The sequence below is a fragment of the Lentibacter algarum genome, from assembly GCF_018860975.1.
In the GTDB taxonomy this organism is placed as follows: domain Bacteria; phylum Pseudomonadota; class Alphaproteobacteria; order Rhodobacterales; family Rhodobacteraceae; genus Lentibacter; species Lentibacter algarum_A.
In genome coordinates, this window is sequence record NZ_JAHKQI010000002.1 from 379,779 (window position 1) to 399,893 (window position 20,115).

Sequence of the window (20,115 nt, forward strand, 5' to 3'; positions counted from 1 at the left end):
ACCAAGACCAAGCAGCCGCACAGGCCGAAAAAACGAGTTTAAGACCATGAAAGCAGTCGTCCATTTTGGCATGCCCAAGACAGGCAGCACGGCAATCCAGAGCTGGCTGATCGCAAACCAGGAAGCGCTCGCCGAGAAAGGCGTTGTCTATGACCGCCTGCATTTTGGCAGCCACCAACGCGGCATAGCCAACGAAGGCTTGTTTATCACCATGAAAGACATGGTCGGCGCGTTGGTTGGCAACAAGTGGATCAAGCTAAACTTCGGCCTTTATTCACTGGAAGAGCAACACGAAGTCGTTACAGAGTTCCGCAGCTACTTTGACACGCTGATGAAGCAAGTAAGCGGCGACGTCATGGTCTTCTCCAGCGAGTTTCTGGGCGGGACAATGGTTGCATCCGATCAGATCACCGCGCTGGATAGCTGGCTGTCGGAGTATTTTGAAGAGGTGACATATCTGGTCTACCTGCGCCGTCAGGAAGACTGGTTGCCAAGCTCCTATTCCCAGCGTGTGAAGCGCGGAGTGCAGAGCACGCTTGATGAGGTAATCGACGCCGCAGGGGAGCAGGACTGGCACGCAAAAGTTGCGGTGTGGGCGGCTGTTGTCGGCCGCGAGCGGCTCTCTGTGCGCCTGTTGGAGCGCGAGTTTCTAGCGCAGGGCGATCTGTTGGAAGACTTCGCCCAACAACTCGGGATCACCGCCGAGGGCATGGAGCAACCCGCGCGCAATAACGAAGCGCTGAGCGCTCCGGCGACGCTGTTGCTTGCCGAGATAAACAAGCTGGAATCTGCCACAGACGAGACCAACCGCAAACGCAACCCGCTGCGCCAGCCCCTGCACAAAGCGATCTTGCAAGACAGCGGCGAGGGAATGCCCAAGATCAAGCTGACAGCGCAACAAGTGCAAAAGATCAGAGATGTTAATGCTGACTCGAACGAGCAACTGAGGCAGGCGTTCTTGCCGGATATCAAAGAGCTGTTCCCTGCCCGAAAAGTGCCCGATCCGCAGATGAGCACACCCGAAGATGTGGCAACCCTTGCCGCGCGTTTGATGGTGCAACTACAAGTAAGACATCGCAAAACGCTGCTTGATAAAAACCAACAACTCGCAGCTCAACGAGAGAAGATCAAAGAGCTTGCCGCCGTGGCGAAAGAAGCCCAAAAGCAGCTCGCAGAAAACGAACGACGAAACCTCTTCAAACGGCTGTTGCGAAAATTATCATGAGTAATTCCCCAATGTTCAGTCACCGCATTCATATCATTTGTTCACCCTACAAAACCGCGAGTTCCTCAGTCGAGCAGGCATTGGTGGACATTGGCGTCGCCAAAAAGCCGATGCCCTACAGTCGCGCAATACTGCGTGATAACCGCGAGTTGTTGCTCAAGTGGCGTCAAACCGCAAACGCTGCCAAAACCTACGACAACTTCGTCAGCCTTCACAGCAGCGAAGTGTTTGCAGAACTCTCCGCTTATCTCAAGCCACTGCGCAAGTTTGACATCTTCGCCGATGCCCCGTTCGGGCACACGCACACGCATAGTTTCGTGCGCAAGCTGGTCGCACCCAAGGCTGTTCACATCTGGATAAATCGCGACTTTGACGCTTGGGTTGACTCTGTGCACCGCTGGGAGGTGTCACACCCCGAGATATACGCCGGAAAGCTCAAGATATGGGATACAGACCCGGATCGGCGTTTGCTTATGCTGCGGCGGCTCTGGAACACCAACTACCGCGCCTTTGCAGAGCTGCGCGGGCACTTCCCCGACGATTGTCTCGAACTTCAGTTTGAGGAGCTGGGTGACTACACAAGTCTTGCCGCGTTCTATGGTGTGCAGGCACCGGCAAAGCCTTTCCCGCTCAGAAACGTCAACAGCTAGCACCCAAAGAAAAAGGCGCAGACTCTTGCAAGCCTGCGCCTTCTTTTACGAGTTCAGCGTGACGCCTGGATCAGCTCCACTTTGAAACACAAGGGATCTTTGTGGTGTCACAACGGTCCGCATATTTCGAAGCAATCTCTTTGACCTCGTCCATCAACCCGCCTTCAAGTTTGATCGGGTCAAGACCCAGACCAAGGAAGCGGTCGTTGGCAACGTTCAGCTCGTTCTCGGCCGCTTCGTTGCGCGGGTTGTCAAGAAACGCGATCTCGGCCCCCATCATGTTTTTGATCATTTCGGCCAGATCACGCACACGGTGCGTTTCGGTCATCTGGTTGAGAATGCTCACGCGGTCATCGTCGGCAGGCGGGTTTTCCAGCGCCAGTTCGATGCAGCGGCAGGTGTCCTGAATATGAATAAACGCGCGCGTCTGGCCGCCGGTGCCATGCACTGTCATCGGGTATTCAACGGCAGCCTGCATGATGAAACGGTTGAGAACTGTGCCGTAATCGCCGTCATAGTCAAAACGGTTGATCAGGCGCTCGTCCATGCGGGTTTCTTCAGTCTGCGTGCCCCAAACGATACCTTGGTGCAGGTCAGTGACTTTTACCTTGTCGTTCTTGTTGTAGAAGGCGAACAAAAGTTGGTCTTGGCTTTTGGTCATGTGGTAAATCGAGCCGGGGTTTGTCGGATACAGAATTTCCTGCTCGCTTTCCCCTTCCGGCGTGTCGACTTTGACTTTCAGATAACCTTCAGGGATCTGCATGCCAGCGGTGCCGTAGCCGTAAACACCCATCGTGCCGAGGTGCACAACATGCACATCAAGGCCGCTCTCGACAACGGCTGCAAGCACGTCGTTGGTTGCGTTGAGGTTGTTCGAAACAGTGTAGCGTTTGTGCTGGGCCGATTTCATCGAATAAGGGGCAGCGCGTTGCTCGGCAAAATGCACGATCGCGTCAGGCTTCTCTTCTTTGATCAGCGTCAAAAGGCGGTGATACTGTTTGCCGACTGTAAAGTTATGATACTTGATCTCTTTACCAGTCAGCTCTTTCCAGACACGGATGCGCTCGCCAATCGGGCGAATCGGCGTCAGGCTGTCGACTTCAAGCTCAATGTCGATCTCACGACGGCTCAAGTTGTCGACGATGGTTACGTCGTGGCCACGCTGGGACAAATACAAAGCATTTGGCCAGCCGCAAAAACCGTCACCACCTAAAATAACTACTTTCATTTCTTAGTTCCTCTAACAAAACACGGTAGGATTTGAAGGCCTTATGGTCTGAAAAAACATGAAAGGCAACAAACAGTCAGAAATCTTGCGCTGCATTGCAGCAAGGGATTCACAAAGGGTTAACTCGCCCCGCTCAATGCAGCCAAATTGGCGATCAGACGAAGCAGTTTTCCAAAGCATTTGCTAATAAAACAGCCTATTGCTATGAGACGGTCCAATCAACGTAAACTCAAGCTCGCCTTGCCTTTTTTAGCAGAGCCGGAAAGCACGTCACTATGCCTCAAGACATTTCAGCCGTGCCCGCAGCCAACACCGCGAACATCGTCGGGGCCGGATTGTCAGGCGCCGTCATTGCGCGGGTTCTTGCCGAAGCAGGGCACAAGGTAACTGTCTTCGAAAGCCGTGATCACATCGGCGGCAATTGCCACACCGAGCGCGATGCAGAAACCGGCGTGATGTTGCACCGCTACGGCCCTCACATTTTTCACACTGACTCTGAAGATGTCTGGCAGTTCGCGACCCGCTTCGCCAACTTCAAACGCTTTCATCACAAGGTCCGCGCAACGTCGCGCGGCAAGGTTTATCCGCTGCCCGTCACGCTGGCGACGATCAACCAGTTTTTTGAACTGGCCCTGCGCCCCGATGAAGCCCGCGCTTTTGTTGCCGGTAAGGCCGACAGCACGATCAACGCGCCACGCAGTTTTGAAGAGCAAGCGCAGAGCATGATCGGCAACGAGCTCTACGAAGCTTTCTTCAAGGGTTACACGCAAAAGCAGTGGGGTCGCGCGCCTTCAGAACTTCCGGCAAGCATTCTCAAGCGCTTGCCGCTGCGCTTTACCTACGAAGACAGTTACTTCAACCACAAGTATCAAGCTCTGCCCGAAAACGGTTACACCGACTGGATCGCAGCCATACTTGATCACCCCGACATCACTGTCAGACTCAAGCAACCCTTCACAAACCAACAAGCGCAGGACGGCGAGCATGTGTTCTGGTCGGGCCCGCTTGATGGCTACTTCGGTTACAGCCAGGGGCGCTTGGCCTATCGCTCGCTAAGGTTTGAAAATTTCACCGGCGAGGGCGACTATCAAGGCTGTCCGGTGATGAACTTCTGCGACGCCGACAAGCCCTATACGCGTGTCACCGAGCACAAGCACTTCGCCCCGTGGGAGAGCCATGATAAAACGGTTTACTCCGTCGAATACCCGTTCGAATGCGGGCCGGAGGACACACCTTATTACCCCGTGCGTCTGGTCGAAGATAAATCGCTGCTACAGCACTACGTGTCACAAGCCGACCAAACAAAAGGTGTCACTTTCGTTGGCCGGCTCGGAACCTACCGGTATCTGGATATGGACGTCTGCATTGCCGAAGCCCTGCAAACGGCAGCGCAGTTTCTTGAAGCGCAAAGCACACAGGCCCCTATGCCCGCTTTCGTTCATCCGCCGCTCTAGGCCGCAATGTCAAAACCAACGGCCGATCGCGAACAGAGTGTAGTTAGTGTATTCACCTGACCCTGCCGAAACCGAAGCCGTGGTGAACTGCACCAAACCGTGCCAGTAGTTTGGTGTGCTGTCTTGAAAGAACCCAAGCCGCGCTTGCAAAGCGTTGTTGCGCAGCTGTGCAACATCCGAGCCCGCCATCGACGCGCTGGCAAAGTGAACTTCCGTAAAGCTAGCCGGAAAGTTGAATGCCCCGAGCAAGCCCGAACGGAAGAGCGCCCCTGAACCGGTGGTGCAGGAGACTTGATCAATGAGAACATTATGCGTGCAAATCTGCGTGCCGTCCGCCCAGCGAATGTATTCACCGTTCACATTCGAGCCCTGCTCGACAATCGCCCCTGTGGGCACGCCTGCCGTTTCGGAAACAGTTCCAAGAACATTGCCGGCGCTATAGCCGTAATCAGCGCGCATCAGTCGCCCTGTTGTGGTGTCTGTCGGCGTTTGCTGCACGGCATCGCCTGTCAGCATCATGTCAACAGTCACTTCCTGCGCCGTGGCATCGGCCTTGAGCGCATCATACCAGGTGCTCCCGTCAGCGCTGACTTTGAACGACAGCGCATTGTCACCCGAAAGGCCAAGCTCGGCATGCCCTGTCCAGTTTGTCTGCATCAAAAGCGAGGCAGTGTCAGACACACCGGCCTTGTTGATGATCATCCGGTGATCATTGCCCTCATGCGAAAACAAGCTGCCCGGGGAGACAACAGAGAGGCGGTTGGTCGCATCCCAAACGCTGCCGATGCCGATGCCGTCAAGGTCGGCGTAAGTGCCTGCCACATCAGTCCAGACACCAGCAACTTGCGCTTTGAGCTTGTTCTCGCTCTTGTCCCAAAGGCGCCAGCCTTCTTGCGGCTCCAAGAACAGCCAGCTTCCGTTTGAGAACTGCGCAAGCTCTCCGGCATGCGAGGCCCAGTCACCCGTGGGGGCCGCACCGATCCCGTATTGATCGCCCTCTTGCGGGGCAGCGGGCGGGCTGTCTTGGTCAATGCCGATCACGCTTGCCTGAACCGCAGCATCAAGCCGTTCAACAGCCTCATTGTGGGTAACATGTTTCTGGGCCTGCGAAGGCTGGATGTATGGCAACTTATGTCGCGGCGAACGTTCAGGCATTTTGCTCTCCTGTGAAAACCTAACCCGAAGTCCTAAGTTGAGAGGTTTACCAAATCCTAACAGCAGCGTTCGCAGCGCAGCACAGGCCCGGCCGTTTGACACCAGCCGCCCCGCAAGCTAGCCAATGGCAAATTCTCAAGAGCGTAAACATGCCCGACAGCCAACCCACTTCAGCCGCCAACGGCCTTGTCGCGCTTGTGGTGACTTACAACCGGTTTGAAGCGCTCAAAGTCACGGTGCGGCGCTTGCTGGCCGAGGCGCCTGATACGCTCGGCACGCTTTTGGTTTGCAACAACGCCTCAACTGACGGCACCGCTGACTGGCTCAAAAGCCAGACAGACCCGCGCCTTGAAGTGCTTGATTTACCCCACAACATCGGCGGAGCCGGCGGCTTTGAAGCGGGGCTGCGCCACGCAGCACAGACCTATGATGCCGACTGGTATCTGCTGATGGATGATGACGCCCGGCCAGTGGAAGGCACGCTCGCGCGCTTCCTGTCTCGCCCGCGCAGCGCGGCGCAAATCTGGATATCAGCGGTGCGCTACCCTGATGGCGAAGTCTGCGAAATGAACCGCCCCTGGCTGAACCCGTTTGGGAGCATTCGGGTGTTTGTGCAGTCGCTTCTGCGGGGGCGTGACGCCTTTCATCTGTCCGATAGCGCCTATGCAGCCGAGGAGGTTCAACAGGTCGACGGCGGCTCGTTTGTCGGCCAGTTCGTTTCGCGTGAGGCGCTGGCTTTGGCGGGGTTTCCGCGTGGTGAGTTGTTCATCTACGCCGATGATGTGCTCTACACGTTGGCGCTACGTAGCAAGGGCGGCAAGGTGGCGTTTGACGCTTCGCTTGCCTATGAGCACGACTGCAAAAGCCTCACCCGCGACACTGGCAGGCTGACACCGCTCTGGAAGGTGTATTTCTATCACCGCAATATTTCGCTGGTCTATCGCAGGGTGGCTGGGCCGCTGTTGTTCTGGCCTGTTCTGGCGTTGAAATACCTGCAATGGCGGCGCAAGGCGGGGCTCTACGGGGCCGACAAAGCCACCTATGTAATGCTGCTCAACAAAGCCGTCGCCGATGCGCGGGCAAACCGGCTTGGCAACAGTTTGCAAGATATTACAGCGCTTATCACTTCTCGAGAATCGTCAGATAAAAGCGCCGCAAAAGCATAAGCCCGGCAGCGATCAAAATGGCGGAAATCCCATAGATATACACCAGCGAGACATGCTGCGGTGTATAGGTCTGGAAAAAGCCGGCCCGCGCCAGCGCCGTTGAGTGCAACAACGGATTATACCAAATCAAATCTTGCGCAGCGCGTGGCAGGTCTTCGTAGATGTACAACACCCCCGAGGCCAACAGCAAAGGCCGCATCATGATGCCCCAAATGCTTCTCCAGACTGGCAGCAAACCAATGACAACCGAATTGACCATGCCAATCCCCAAGCCCAGCAACGCCGCTGAAGCGAAGGCCTGAAAAATGTAGCCGTATCGTAATGTCGAGTTCTGATCGGCATACTCAATGATGGCCGTGAGGATAATCAGCGACACCAAAGCACCTGTCAGGATCGCCAGAACAACCCGAGCGGTGACGGCGTCGATCCAGCTGACGTTGGGGTATTGTAACAGCGCCCGCGAATAGTTCAGCGAGCTCTGCGACAATTGCGTGACGCTCTGAAACATCTGGAATGGCAGGTATCCTGTTGCATAGAACAACAGAAAACTGTTCCCCAAACTCGGGTTGCGCACCAATAGCGAGAAGGCCAGCGACAAAATGATGATTCCGCCCAGTGGTTCTAACAGGGCCCAAAGATAGCCGCCGGGGCTCTTGCCATAGCGAGTCGCCATCTCCCGTAACACCAGCGCCACAATAGTGCGCGCGTGCTGCACGGTAAGGCTGCTCCTTTTGGGTGGGCTTACGGGTGGCATTACAGCTTCACTTTGGGTTAGCTCTTGCACTATTGATCCAACAATCTGGTTTTTTGCGTGCAACTATGTAGATTTAGCGTCAAAAGATCAAACCTGTTACGCTGACTTTCGGAAAGTAAAACCATGGATGAGACAAACCCGCCCGAAAGCGCCCCCGAAGGAAACCCCGCGGGCAAACGACGCAACAACAATGCCAACAAAAACGGCGGCAGAGGGCCGAAAGCAGCCCCTTCGGTCGTTGAAGTCGCCCCGATCGCCAAACGAGCTGAAATGAAGCGACGGCACTGGGGCTTGATCCTCAGTTTTGTGTTGCTCGTGGCTTTGCCTTTGCTGGTGTCTGCATGGTATCTATGGGCGCGGGCAGACGACATGTATGCCTCCTCTGTGGGCTTTACTGTCCGTCAGGAAGGCGCCGGCTCGGCAGCTGACATCGTCGGAACCTTCGCAGCGCTTTCGGGTGGCTCGTCACAGTCCGACACAGATATCCTCTACGAGTTCTTGCAAAATCAGAACATGGTTGAGCTGATCGACAACACCTTTGATCTGACGGCACTCTACTCGGTGAATCACGACAAAAACCCGCTGTTCTCGCTCGCCCCCGACGCGACGCTGGAAGACAAAGTGTCTTTCTGGGAGCAGATCGCCAAGATTTCCTATGACCAGTCCAGCCAGCTGATGGAAGTCGAGGTGCTGGCCTTCGACCCCGAGACCGCCCAGCGTATCGCAGCCGATATCCTCAAGCATTGTCAAAACCTGATCAACGAGCTCAACGCCACAGCGCGCGCTGACCGGATCAAATATGCGCAGGCCGATCTTGAACTCGCGGTTGAACGCCTCAAAACCGCCCGCGGCGAGCTGATCCAGTTTCGAACCCGCAACAAGATCGTTGATCTGGACGCCGATTTGCAAGGCCGCCTCGGAGTGGTCAACACCTTGCAACAACAATTGGCCGAGGCGCTGGTCGAACTTGACTTGCTGGCCGTCAACACCTCAAAAACCGACCCGCGCTATGTGCAGGCCCAAAATCTGATCACAGTGATCCGCAAACGCATTGAAGCCGAGCGCACCAATGTTGTCTCCGGTGGTGTGTCTGAGACCGGCGTCGACTATCCGACGCTACTGGCCGAATATGAAGGGCTGGTTGTGAACCGGGAGTATGGAGAACAGGGCTATCGTGCCGCGCTGGTTGCGCTTGATGTCGCCCGCGCCGAGGCCCTGCGCCAAAGCAGCTATCTGGCAGCATACCTTCAGCCGACATTCCCCGAGTCGTCGCTCTACCCGAAACGCTGGTTGCTGTTCGGGCTGATCTTCATGTTCCTCTGCCTTGGCTGGGCGATCCTGACGCTCATCTTCTACTCTGTTCGTGACAGTCAGTAATCGCCGATGATCCGCTTTGAGAACCTGACAAAAAGCTACCGCGTCGGACACCGGCGCAAGGTTGTGATCGACAATCTCAACCTGACACTGCCGACCGGCCGCTCGCTGGCTTTGCTCGGGCGTAACGGGGCAGGTAAGTCAACGCTTCTCAATATCATCTCCGGTGCGATCCCGGCAACATCGGGCAGGGTCATCAAAGAAGGCACATTGTCGTGGCCCGTCGGGTTCGGCGGCTCTCTGCACCGCGAAATGACAGGCGCGCAAAACGTGCGTTTTGTGGCGCGCGTCTACGGTGTCGACACCAGCATGCTTGAAACCTTCGTCGAAGACTTCGCCGAACTCGGTGTCCATTACCACAGCCCCGTGCGCACCTACAGTTCGGGGATGAAAGCCCGCCTCGGGTTTGGCCTGTCGATGGGTATCAAGTTTGACACTTACCTGATCGACGAAACAACTGCCGTCGGTGACGCATCCTTCATTCACAAAAGCCGCGCGATTTTTCTGGAGCGTGTCAAAAACGCCAGCGCAATCATGGTCTCCCACCAGATGAAAACCCTCCGTGAGTTTTGTGACAGTGGTATCGTGCTGGCCAACGGCAAACTCGAAGTGTTTGAAGACCTTGACGAAGCCATAGCCCGTCACCGTAAGCTGAACGGCTAGTCACAGGCGCGCGGCAATGCCGTCAACTTTCCTAAAACGCATCTAAACTTGGTGGCTTAAACCGCTGGTCTGCCTCAGTCTGAACTCGGTCTTCGCCGTATTGCGCAGACATTTCTCCTCCTGTTTCGCAGGAGTAACGGGCAATGACACAACTGTCGTTTGCAGGGCATTTTCAGACAGGCAACGCGCAGCTCGACATGGGCCTGAGTGCGCTTGATCTCGTGACCATCGGGTCGACAACCTACCTGCTCGGCGCTTCTGGGCAAGAAGGCGGCATGTTCTCGGCATCGCTGTCACAAGGCACGCAACCCGTCCTTGCCGACAGCGTGCTGCTCAACTTTGATGTCGCAACAGGCGTCGGGCGGCCAATAACCCTTGTCCAGACAGCGCAAGAAACATTGCTGCTCTCCGGCCAAACCGTGCAGCCCAACGCCAGTGTGCTCAGCCTGTCAGCCAACGGCGGTTTCGCCGCGGCTTCAGCGCTGGGAGGCCTCGGCCAGGAAAGCGGGCAAGAAGATGTCAGCTGGTTTGCACAGGTTGGCAACACGCTGGTCACAGGGTGCTTGGGCAGCGACAGCTTCAGCCTTCACAATTGGGCCGCAACCGGCAACATCAGTGGCGGCGCAACGGTCAACGACAGCGGTGCTTCGCATGTTGCAGGTCTGTCAGCACTGGCCACCGCGACAGTCGGAGGCGGGCATTTTTTAATCACTGGCAGTGGCGACGAACACGGCATCAGCGCGTTTCAGCTCTCCGGCGATAGCGCCACGCACCGCTCCGAAATCAGCCCCGACGATGGCCTCGGGCTGATGGTGCCGGTCGATATCGAAACCGCCTACATCGGCTCGCAAGCCTTCGTTCTTGTTGCCTCCGCGCCGAGCACGGGCAGCAGTGCTGCGCTGAGTGTTCTCTCGCTCTCGGCAACGGGGCAGCTCACGCCGGTTGATCACCTGCTCGACACACAAGACACCCGCTTCGGCGCGGTGCAAGCGCTCGCGCATATCGAAGTCGACGGACAAGTCTTCGTTGCGGCGGGCGGCGGGGACGGTGGCGTCAGCCTGTTTCAACTCACACCCTTAGGGCAGCTTGTGCACCTCTCTTCGCTGGCGGGCACGGCGCAAACACCGCTGCTTGGCATCACCGATATCGCCTTGCATCACGACAACGGCAGCTTGCTGGTCTATGTCAGCACGCAGGCCGATGCTGGCGTTACCATCCTTGAGGCCCCGCTCGGCGCGCTGGGCAGCTCGCAGCTTGCATCGGCAACAGGGCAGACACTCACAGGCGGCGGCGGGCGTGATATCCTCGCAGGCGGCGCAGGCAATGACGCGCTCTCCGGTGGTAACGGCCATGACGTGCTCACCGACGGCGCAGGTCAGGACACGCTCACAGGCGGCAACGGTGCCGACATTTACGTGTTGTCGGCCGACGATACCCACGACCAGATCAACGGCTTCAACCCGCAGCACGACAAACTCGACCTCGCCCATTGGCCAATGCTCTACGACGTCTCTGCGCTCGTTATCACCCTGACAAGTTCCGGCGCTCTGATCACCTACCGGGGTGAGTCTCTCACGTTGATCGCGCAGACAGGCGTCACGCTGACGCTGGCAAATATCACCGCTGCAATTGTGCTGGATGTGAACCGCAGCCTGATCATGCCGCAACTCGACATCGCCGGAACGAGCGGCGCAGATGCGCTGACAGGCAGTTGGGGCACCGACACGCTTGTCGGCGGTGCAGGCAACGACACCCTGACAAGCGGGCGCGGCGACGACACCGTTTCCGGTGGCGCAGGCACCGACACCGCCATCATCAATGACACGCTGACAAATGTGACTTACACCACCAGCCCCGATGGCACCGTAACACTCACGTCAAGCGATGGTCAGGACATCTTCTCTGATATCGAAGAATTTGTCTTTCTCGACCAGACCGTCACCCATGAAGAGCTGCTGAACGGTTTGGTGACGGTTTTTCAAGGCGGCACCGCCAGCGAGGTGTTCATGGGCACCGCGCAGAGTGACATGGTTTATGGCGGCGCAGGAAATGACCGCCTCTCAGGCATGGGTGAACACGACACCATGCTGGGAGAGGCCGGATCAGACACGCTCGACGGCGGCACTGGCAACGACATGCTCGACGGCGGAACCGGGCATGACAACCTGCTGGGCAGTTCGGGCAGCGACACCCTGCTCGGCGGCAGCGGCAACGATACCCTGCACGGCGGAGAGGGCAATGACGCCCTGCAAGGCGAGGATGGCAATGACGCACTCAACGGCGACGACGGCAATGATACGCTCGGTGGCGGCAGCGGCTCCGACACACTCCGTGGCGGCGATGGCGACGACTCTCTGCAAGGCGAGAACGATAACGATGTGCTCTATGGCGACACAGGCCATGACACGCTAACGGGCGGCGAGGGGGATGATAGCCTCTTTGGCAACGACCAGAATGACATGCTCATAGGCGAGAACGGCAACGACTACCTCAACGGCGGCACCGGCAGCGACACACTTCTGGGCGACGACGGCGACGACAGCCTCATTGGCGGAGCCAGCGACGACGTGCTGATCGGCGGTGATGGCAATGACACCCTCAAAGGCGACACCAAACATGATGTCCTGTATGGCGATAACGGCAACGACAGCCTGTCAGGCGACAACGGCAAAGACAGCCTCTACGGCGGCGCGGGCGACGACACCCTCAAAGGCAATAGCGGCGATGATAGCCTTTCTGGCAGCGGTGGTGAAGACAGTCTCATCGGCGGCGGCGGCGATGACACGATGTATGGCGGCAGCCATCATGACACGCTCTATGGCAAAGCCGGACATGACATCATGGACGGTGGTGGCGGCAATGATTACCTGCGCGGTGGTGGGGGTAAAGACGAGATCAGCGGTGGCGCAGGTCGCGACAACATTGAAGGGGCCGGAGGCAACGATGTGCTGTTTGGTGGCAGCGGCAACGACACATTGCACGGGGGCCGCCGCGCCGACACACTGACCGGCGGCAGCGGCAACGACGAGCTCTACGGCGGTGGCGGCGGCGACACCTTCGTCTTCGCCTCTGGTAGTGGCCGCGATGTCATCAAGGACTACACCAAGAACGGGGACAAGCTGCTCATTCATTCAAGCCTTTGGGGCGAAGCTGATACGGCACAAGAACTGTTGTCGCTCTATGGCACAGTTTCTGACGGCGACATTGTCCTGTCACTTGCCGACGGGGTCACGATCACACTTGAAGACATTTCGTCATTATCCGGCTTTGCGAATGATATCATTATGGGGTAAACAATTGTTAACATTTGGATGAGTGTGGCCGTATTTTGGCAGAAATTCCGGTTCTTTCGAAGTCGGGATCACCACGTTAAGATTATGGGAAAGAGAGCAAAATTATGACCGAGCAATCAACCGCACCCCTGAGCAAAACCCAAAGCCTGATCGACACCGTGCAAGGCGACTACTCTTGGGGAATATCAAATTTTGACGTCTATTTCGCGCCAAACGGGGTTGCGGGCTACGACGGAGTCGTTTCAGAGGGCTGGCTGACGTATGAAATTAACCAGTTTCACGAAGCGTTCGACCTCATCGAAGCGGTCGCCAACGTTAACTTCAATGTCGTTTACTCTTCTGCAAGCGCTGAACTCGTGCTCGTTCTCGACATCAATGAGCTGGGCTATGATGGTGCGCTTGGCCATTTCTTCCCCCCGCCATCCAGCAACTATACCGGTCAGTTGACAGGTGTGTTCAACGGCCTGCTCTGGGACATAAGCCCAGGCGGCGACCTTGAACTTGGCGGCTACGGCTTTGTGACAATTACACACGAGTTGCTGCACGGCCTCGGCCTCGGTCACCCGCACGATACGAGCGCTGGCTCAACCATCATGCCCGGCGTGAGTTCAAGCTTTGGCGACTACGGCAACTACAACTTCAATCAGGGCGTCTACACGACCATGACATACAACTCCGGCAACGACGGCCCCGGCGGTGTGAAGGGTGATGTCGGCGGCCCGGGTGGCGAATGGGGCTTCGAAGCGGGGCCAATGGCGCTTGACATCGCCGCGCTTCAGCAAATGTATGGCGCCAACATGAACCACAACACCGGCAACGATATTTACATGCTGCCCGGATCGAACGTGAGCGGCACCTATTGGTCTTCGATCTGGGACGCTGGCGGGCGTGATAAAATCCGCTACATCGGCTCAAAAGACGTCACCATCGACCTGCGTGAAGCCAGCATTGACCACGAAGTCGGTGGCCTCGGTTGGCTTTCGTCAGCCGATGGTGTCGCGGGCGGCTATACCGTTGCGAACGGTGTCGTGATCGAAGATGCACAGTCAGGTAGCGGCGACGATCACCTGATGGGCAACGACTATAACAACTCGCTGTTTTCAGGCGGTGGCGATGACCTGCTTGAAGGCGGCGCCGGCAAAGACAAACTCGACGGCGGCAACGGCAACGACACAATGGATGGCGGCGCCGGCAACGACACCGTTAAAGGCCGCGGCAACAATGACTTCCTCGAAGGCGGCGCCGGCAATGATCTGCTCAACGGCAACAAAGGCAGAGACTTTGTTGAAGGCGGCCTTGGCAACGACGAGATGATCGGTGAAGCCGGACGTGACACGCTCTATGGCGGTGACGGCAATGACTCAATCCGCGGCGGGAACCTGAACGACACAGTCTATGGGGAGGCCGGCGACGACACGGTTGAAGGCGGCAGCTCGGCTGACTACGTCAACGGCGGCATCGGCAACGACCGCGTCAAAGGCGGTAAAGGCAACGATACACTGCTCGGAGACGCGGGCAACGACTACCTTCTCGGCAACACGGGCATGGATTCCATGCTGGGCGGCTCGGGTAACGACACCTTTGTCAGCGGCACAGGCGATGACACCATGACCGGCGGATCAGGCGCTGACACCTTTGTCTTCAATATCTTCAGCGACAATGACATGATCGCCGACTTTACATCCTTAGACTGGCTCGTCATCGACGGAGACCTCTGGGGCTCACAGACAACTGCGCAAGGGCTGCTTGACACCTATGCAAGCGTTGTCGGCGGCAATGTCGTGTTTGACTTCGGCGGTGGCGACACGCTGACAGTGAACGGCGTGGCTTCGGCGAACGATTTGCACGACTACATCCTGATGGGCTTATAAGACAAATCGAAAATCAACCAAAGGCCGCGTTTACCGCGCGGCCTTTTTGCATTTTACAAGCTTAACACTTCAGCCAATACGCTCACTGCCAGCTTGCGCGCATCTCTCACCGAGGGGATCAGCCCGATCGGGCCTTTGACACGTGCAATGTCGGCCGCGCTAACACCGAGCAACGTAAGCTCCTGCCGCCGCAAAGCGCTGGCGCGCATGCTGCCCTGCGCACCGATATAAAAGGCCTCGCTCTTGAGTGCCTGCGCAACAATCGGTGGTTCCCATTCGTGATCATGAAAGAACAAAACAACTGCCGAATGCGCGTCAGGCTGCATGTCGTCGGGTAGCATGGGGCTGTTCAAATGTCGCACAGCACAACCCGCCGCTGCGGCAAGGTTCAAGGTTTCGTCGTCAGGCGACAACAGCAGGCTCGGATATCCCGCACTGTGCACAAGCCCGGCAAAGGTGACAGCTTCTGGCCCCTTGCCAAAAACATAGAAGGCCAGCTCGGGTTTGATCACGATAGAAAACAAAGCGCCGTCAAAGCCGCTTTCACCGCCTTGCTGAACGCTCATGTCACCGCTGGCTGGCTCGATGCTCAAAGTGCAGGTCTGTCGCGCCTCATGAACGGCGATCACCTGCTCGAGCACGGCGCTGTCAGGTGAGGGCAAAAGCAACACCTCCAAGCCGCCGCCGCAAGGCAGGGTGATGTCGGCAAATGGCGAGCCCTTGCCATAGGTAATGGCCTTTGGCTTGCCCTCCGCCAGCGTCGCCTCGGCATGCAGTGCGATGTCGGCTTCAACGCAGCCCGAACTCAAGGTGCCGACACGCACACCGTCAGCAAGAACGGCCATCATTGCACCAAGCCGGCGGTAAGACGGCCCGTCGATCCGTGTGATCACCGCCAGAACACCGCCCTCCTGAGCGAGGCGCCGGATCGGCTCGACAACGGAACTGGCATCAAGGGCTGGAACGCTCATCACTGTCTCCTGTGTATGGCCAGAGATATCAAAACGCCACAACACTTGCGTCACAGGTTGTAGGAAAGCAATTAGGTTTGATCAAGCCTGCAGCGGCGCGCGCGCTAACCTTTTGCACTGCTTTGGCCTCGTCCAAATCTGTCAGCACGCATTATGCACTGGTATATGCACTGCAGTATGCACCCGAGTCACAGGCCGTTTCTGCGTGAATCTGACCTGTTAACCAAGCGAACGCACCCGCCGTTGGTGCTGCATTAGACACAAGTGTATAGACACAATGAATATTGCATCATAGGGTCAATCAGATTCGGAATTTGACCTGATTTCTGTCCGGAACCGGACTCGCAATCGGATAGAGGAGTGACCACCATGAAACAGCATTACAGAGTTGTCGTTATCGGAGGCGGCGTTGTCGGCGCGTCGGTGCTTTATCACCTTGCAAAAATGGGCTGGAAAGATGTCTGCCTGGTTGAACGCTCGGTGCTTACGGCGGGCTCAAGCTGGCACGCTGCCGGCGGTATTCACGCTCTCAACGCTGACCCGAACATCGCGGCGCTGCAAGCCTACACTATTGATTTGCTTCCCGAAATCGAGAAAGAAAGCGGCCAGAACATCGGTCTGCATATGACAGGCGGCCTCACCCTCGCAGGCACCCCTGACCGTTGGGAATGGTTGCAGTCTGCCTACCGCACATTTCAGTCAATCGGCATTGATGATTGCCGCCTCGTGACACCCCAGGAAGCGGGCGAGCTGAACCCGCTCATGTCAACCGAAGGCATCCTCGGCGGTATGTGGGCTGACCGCGAAGGATACCTCGACACCACAGGCACCGTGCACGCCTATGCGGGCGCCGCAAAGAAGCGCGGCGCGACGGTGATCGAGCACAACCGTGTTCTGGAATTACATGAAGTTTCAGAGGGTTGGCAGGTTGTAACCGAGAAAGGAACAATCACTTGCGAGCATGTTGTCAACGCCGCCGGCCTCTGGGCAAAACAGGTTGGTCGCATGGCCGGAATCGAGCTGCCAGTCGCGCCGCTCAAGCACCACTACCTCGTCTCTGACACCATTCCCGAGATCGAAAAACTCGACTTTGAAATTCCGATGACAGTGGATCTTGAGGGCTTCACCTACACCCGCCAAGACCAAAACGGCATGCTCCTTGGTATCTACGAAGTTGACCACGAACATTGGGCCCTCGACGGCGCCCCGTGGGACTACGGCATGGAGCTTTTTCAAGAGCAAACCGACCGTATCGAAAAGGAGCTTATCCTCGGGTTCGAGCGCTATCCGGCGTTGCAAAATGTCGGTGTCAAAACATGGGTCAACGGCGCATTTACTTTCGCGCCTGACGGCAACCCGCTGGTCGGCCCCGTGCGCGGCAAACCCGGCTACTGGTGCGCCTGCGCAGTGATGGCTGGCTTCTTGCAAGGTGGTGGTGTTGGCAAGTCACTTGCCGAATGGATGATCAACGGCGAGCCCGAAGAAGATGTCTACGGCATGGACGTCGCCCGCTTTGGTGCCTACGCCGAAAACCGTGAATACATCCGCCAAACCACCGGTCAGTTCTACACCCGCCGCTTTGTGATGACCTATCCCAACGAGCAACTCCCCGCAGGAAGGCCGCTCAAAACAGCCCCTGCCTATGCTGATATGTCAGCCGCCGGATGCCGCTGGGGAGTGACATGGGATATGGAAACACCGCTTTACTTCGCGCCGGACAATTTTGAAGAAACTCCAACACTTAAGCGCTCGAACGCGTTTCCCATCGTCGCCGCGGAATGTGCAGCCGTGCGCGAAAACGTTGGCCTTCTCGACATCTCCGGCTTCTCGCGGTTCGAAGTGTCCGGCCCCAATGCCGAGGCTTGGCTCGATCACGTCATGGCAGGTAAACTCCCCGCCGCTGGCCGCGCCAAACTTGCGCCGATGCTCGCTGAAACTGGCCGCCTCAAGGGCGACCTGACAGTGTTCAACTGGGGCGACGGCACCTATTGGATCATGGGCAGTTACTACCTGCGTGAATGGCACATGCGCTGGTTTGACAGCCACATGCGCGAGGGAGTCATTGTTCGCGACTTGGGCGAAGAAATGGTAGGTTTCTCGCTGTCCGGCCCGCGTTCCAAAGCCGTGATCGAGAAGCTCACAGAGGGCGCAGTCGGAGACCTCCCGTTCATGGGCTGCGGTTTGTTTGATATCGGACTCTTGCGCTGTCGCGTTGCGCGCCTCTCGGTCACGGGTGAGCTCGGATACGAGATCAACTGCCGCATGGGGGACCACGCAACCCTGCGCAAACTCTTGCTGGCAGCTGGCGTTGATGAGGGCATCAAAGAAGTCGGCTTTGGCGCGCTCGGCAGCTTGCGTCTCGAAAAGAGCTTCGGCATCTGGTCGGCCGAGTTCACGCAAGGCTACACCGCTGCCCAAACCGGAATGGACCGTTGGATCGACTGGGAAAAACCCGCCTTCACAGGTCGTGAAGCGGCCCTCAAAGAGAAGGCAGGCAACGGCCCCACACAGCGCGTTGTAACGCTGGAAGTTGAGGCCGTTGACGCCGATGCCAGTGGTTACGAGCCCGTCTGGAGCGGCGACAAGCGCGTCGGATATGTAACCTCTGGCGGGTATGGTCACACAGTGAAAAAGTCGCTTTCTATGGCTATGATAGACACTGATATGGCCCAAGTCGGCACTAAACTCACTGTGCATATCGTCGGAGTCGCTCGTGCCGCCAAGGTTATTGAAAGCTCGCCATATGATCCGAAGGGAAAAGCGATGAGGTCAACCTCATGAGCGGCGCGAAACGCACAGGGCGCAGGCGGGCAGGGGCAGAACCAGCCTCAAAGCGAAGCACCAACTATCGCAACCTGAGCAATCCGTTCCCGCAGATGAAAGTCTTCTCTGATGATCAGATCGCTGCGATGCACGAGACATCTTTGCGCACGCTGGAAGAGCTGGGGATGAAGGTGCTGCTGCCCGAGGCGCGCAGGCTTTTCAAGCAAGGCGGAGCGCGGGTAGATGAAAGCAACGAGATGGTGTTCATCGGCCGCGAGATGGTCGAAGCCGCGCTCAAGACTGCGCCAAAGAGCATCACCTGCCGTGCCGGTGCACGTGAGCGGGATCTGACACTAAAGCTGGGCAATCTGGTCTTTCAGCCCGGCGCCGGCGCCCCTCACACGACAGATCTTGAGCGCGGCCGCCGCCCCGGCACGGCGCGTGACTTCAAGGAACTTGTGCAAATCACCCAGAACTACGATGTGCTGCAAATGATGCCACCACTGGTAGAGCCGCAAGACGTTGCGACCAATATCAGGCACTATTTCACCCTGCAAACGCAGCTCACGTTGAGTGACAAACTGCCTTTCGTCTTTTCGCGCGGCACCCCTCAGGTGCTTGAAAGCTTCGAGATGCTGGCCGCATTCAGGGGTGCCAGTGACGACGCCTTCAAGGCCAACCCGCATTGCTACACAATCGTCAACACCAATAGCCCGCGCACGCTCGATATGCCAATGGCGCAGGGCTTGATCGACTTTGCCAAGCATGGGCAGGTTGCGATCGTGACGCCGTTTACCTTGATGGGGGCAATGGCGCCGATCACCGTCGCGGGCGCAATAACACTGAGCCACGCCGAGGCGCTCGCCGCGATCACCCTGACTCAACTCACCCGCCCGGGCGCGCCTGTGTGCTACGGAACGTTCACCTCGAATGTCGACATGAAATCAGGCGCACCGGCCTTTGGCACGCCCTCGCATTTTCAGGCTTCGTTAGCGGCGGGCCAAATGGCACAGCTTGTGGGCCTGCCTTGGCGCTCGGCTGCGGGCTCGGCCTCAAACCTAAACGACGTGCAGGCCGCCAACGAAAACCAGCTTGGCCTATGGGGCTGCATCATGGCTGGCGCAACGGTTGTTATTCACTCGGCGGGGTGGTTGGAGGGCGGCCTGACGGTTTCCTACGAAAAGCTGATCACCGATATCGAAGTGCTCAACATGATCGCCGAACTATGTGCAGGGGCTGAAGAGGGCGCTGCCGCAATCGGCTTTGATGCGTTGCAAGAGGTGCAACCAAGCGGACACTTCTTTGCGGCGGGGCAAACCATGCAGCGCTACAACACCGAGTTTTACGAGCCGATTGTGCACGATTATGCCAACTTCGGAACATGGGAAGAGCGCGGCAGCCTAGACGCCAGCACAAGGGCAACCCGCGTCTGGAAAGATATCATCGCAGCTGATACACGCCCCGAAACAAGCGGTGACCGGCGCGAGGAGCTGGAAGCCTACATTGCTAGGCGCAGTGCTGAAGGTGGTGCCCTTCCGGAGAGCTAAC

General features: G+C 57.4%; 14 protein-coding genes. 10 read left to right on the forward strand and 4 right to left on the reverse strand.

Features of this window, described 5'->3' with window-relative positions; all coding sequences use genetic code 11:
• Positions 1-46: 46 nt before the first annotated feature.
• Together KO498_RS02460 and KO498_RS02465 are read left to right on the forward strand one after the other, a co-directional pair.
• Positions 47-1,225 carry a hypothetical protein gene (locus KO498_RS02460; protein ID WP_215958284.1) on the forward strand — a complete coding sequence of 393 codons (1,179 nt, stop codon included), beginning with the start codon at positions 47-49 and terminating at the stop codon, positions 1,223-1,225.
• Positions 1,222-1,875, forward strand: a complete 654-nt coding sequence (locus KO498_RS02465) for a sulfotransferase (RefSeq protein WP_215958285.1) — start codon at positions 1,222-1,224, stop codon at positions 1,873-1,875. The genes KO498_RS02460 and KO498_RS02465 overlap by 4 nt, the downstream gene beginning before the upstream one ends.
• A gap of 70 nt (positions 1,876-1,945) precedes the next feature.
• Here the strand turns inward: KO498_RS02465 and KO498_RS02470 are convergent, their stop codons facing one another.
• Complete coding sequence (locus tag KO498_RS02470) at positions 1,946-3,103, reverse strand: NAD-dependent epimerase/dehydratase family protein (RefSeq protein WP_215958286.1); 1,158 nt, start codon at positions 3,101-3,103, stop codon at positions 1,946-1,948.
• A 275-nt stretch (positions 3,104-3,378) separates the two neighbouring features.
• On the opposite strand from KO498_RS02470, the gene glf reads away from it, so the two are divergent.
• Positions 3,379-4,557: a UDP-galactopyranose mutase gene (glf, locus tag KO498_RS02475; protein ID WP_215958287.1), complete on the forward strand. Its 1,179-nt coding sequence runs from the start codon at positions 3,379-3,381 to the stop codon at positions 4,555-4,557.
• A 9-nt stretch (positions 4,558-4,566) separates the two neighbouring features.
• Here glf and KO498_RS02480 read toward each other — a convergent pair whose 3' ends face one another.
• Positions 4,567-5,712, reverse strand: coding sequence for a DUF2793 domain-containing protein (locus tag KO498_RS02480; RefSeq protein ID WP_215958288.1), 1,146 nt, complete (start codon positions 5,710-5,712; stop codon positions 4,567-4,569).
• 149 nt (positions 5,713-5,861) lie between these two features.
• Here KO498_RS02480 and KO498_RS02485 point away from each other — a divergent pair, with 149 nt between their 5' ends.
• On the forward strand, positions 5,862-6,878 hold the full coding sequence (locus tag KO498_RS02485) for a glycosyltransferase (RefSeq protein WP_215958289.1): 1,017 nt from the start codon (positions 5,862-5,864) through the stop codon (positions 6,876-6,878).
• Here the strand turns inward: KO498_RS02485 and KO498_RS02490 are convergent.
• Positions 6,835-7,593 (reverse strand): ABC transporter permease, encoded by a 759-nt coding sequence (locus tag KO498_RS02490; protein WP_354667607.1) that lies wholly within the window; start codon positions 7,591-7,593, stop codon positions 6,835-6,837. The two genes, KO498_RS02485 and KO498_RS02490, sit on opposite strands and share 44 nt — an antisense overlap.
• Before the next feature lie 162 nt (positions 7,594-7,755).
• On the opposite strand from KO498_RS02490, the gene KO498_RS02495 reads away from it, so the two are divergent.
• The 4 genes from KO498_RS02495 (at position 7,756) to KO498_RS02510 (ending at position 14,833) form a co-directional block, all read left to right on the forward strand.
• Entirely contained in the window at positions 7,756-9,009 is a 1,254-nt protein-coding gene (locus tag KO498_RS02495; protein ID WP_215958291.1) for a sugar transporter, read from the forward strand.
• A gap of 6 nt (positions 9,010-9,015) precedes the next feature.
• Positions 9,016-9,669 (forward strand): ABC transporter ATP-binding protein, encoded by a 654-nt coding sequence (locus KO498_RS02500; protein WP_215958292.1) that lies wholly within the window; start codon positions 9,016-9,018, stop codon positions 9,667-9,669.
• 143 nt (positions 9,670-9,812) lie between these two features.
• Entirely contained in the window at positions 9,813-12,962 is a 3,150-nt protein-coding gene (locus tag KO498_RS18320; protein WP_215958293.1) for a hypothetical protein, read from the forward strand.
• Positions 12,963-13,066: 104 nt separating this feature from the next.
• The gene (locus KO498_RS02510; RefSeq protein WP_215958294.1) at positions 13,067-14,833 is read left to right on the forward strand and encodes a hypothetical protein; all 1,767 of its coding nucleotides are present in this window, start codon (positions 13,067-13,069) and stop codon (positions 14,831-14,833) included.
• A 53-nt stretch (positions 14,834-14,886) separates the two neighbouring features.
• On the opposite strand, the gene KO498_RS02515 is transcribed toward KO498_RS02510, so the two are convergent.
• Complete coding sequence (locus KO498_RS02515) at positions 14,887-15,804, reverse strand: XdhC family protein (RefSeq protein WP_215958295.1); 918 nt, start codon at positions 15,802-15,804, stop codon at positions 14,887-14,889.
• Between the two features lie 369 nt (positions 15,805-16,173).
• Here KO498_RS02515 and KO498_RS02520 point away from each other — a divergent pair, with 369 nt between their 5' ends.
• Positions 16,174-18,585, forward strand: a complete 2,412-nt coding sequence (locus KO498_RS02520) for a GcvT family protein (protein ID WP_215958296.1) — start codon at positions 16,174-16,176, stop codon at positions 18,583-18,585.
• Positions 18,582-20,114 (forward strand): trimethylamine methyltransferase family protein, encoded by a 1,533-nt coding sequence (locus tag KO498_RS02525; protein ID WP_215958297.1) that lies wholly within the window; start codon positions 18,582-18,584, stop codon positions 20,112-20,114. The genes KO498_RS02520 and KO498_RS02525 overlap by 4 nt, the downstream gene beginning before the upstream one ends.
• Position 20,115 lies beyond the last annotated feature (1 nt).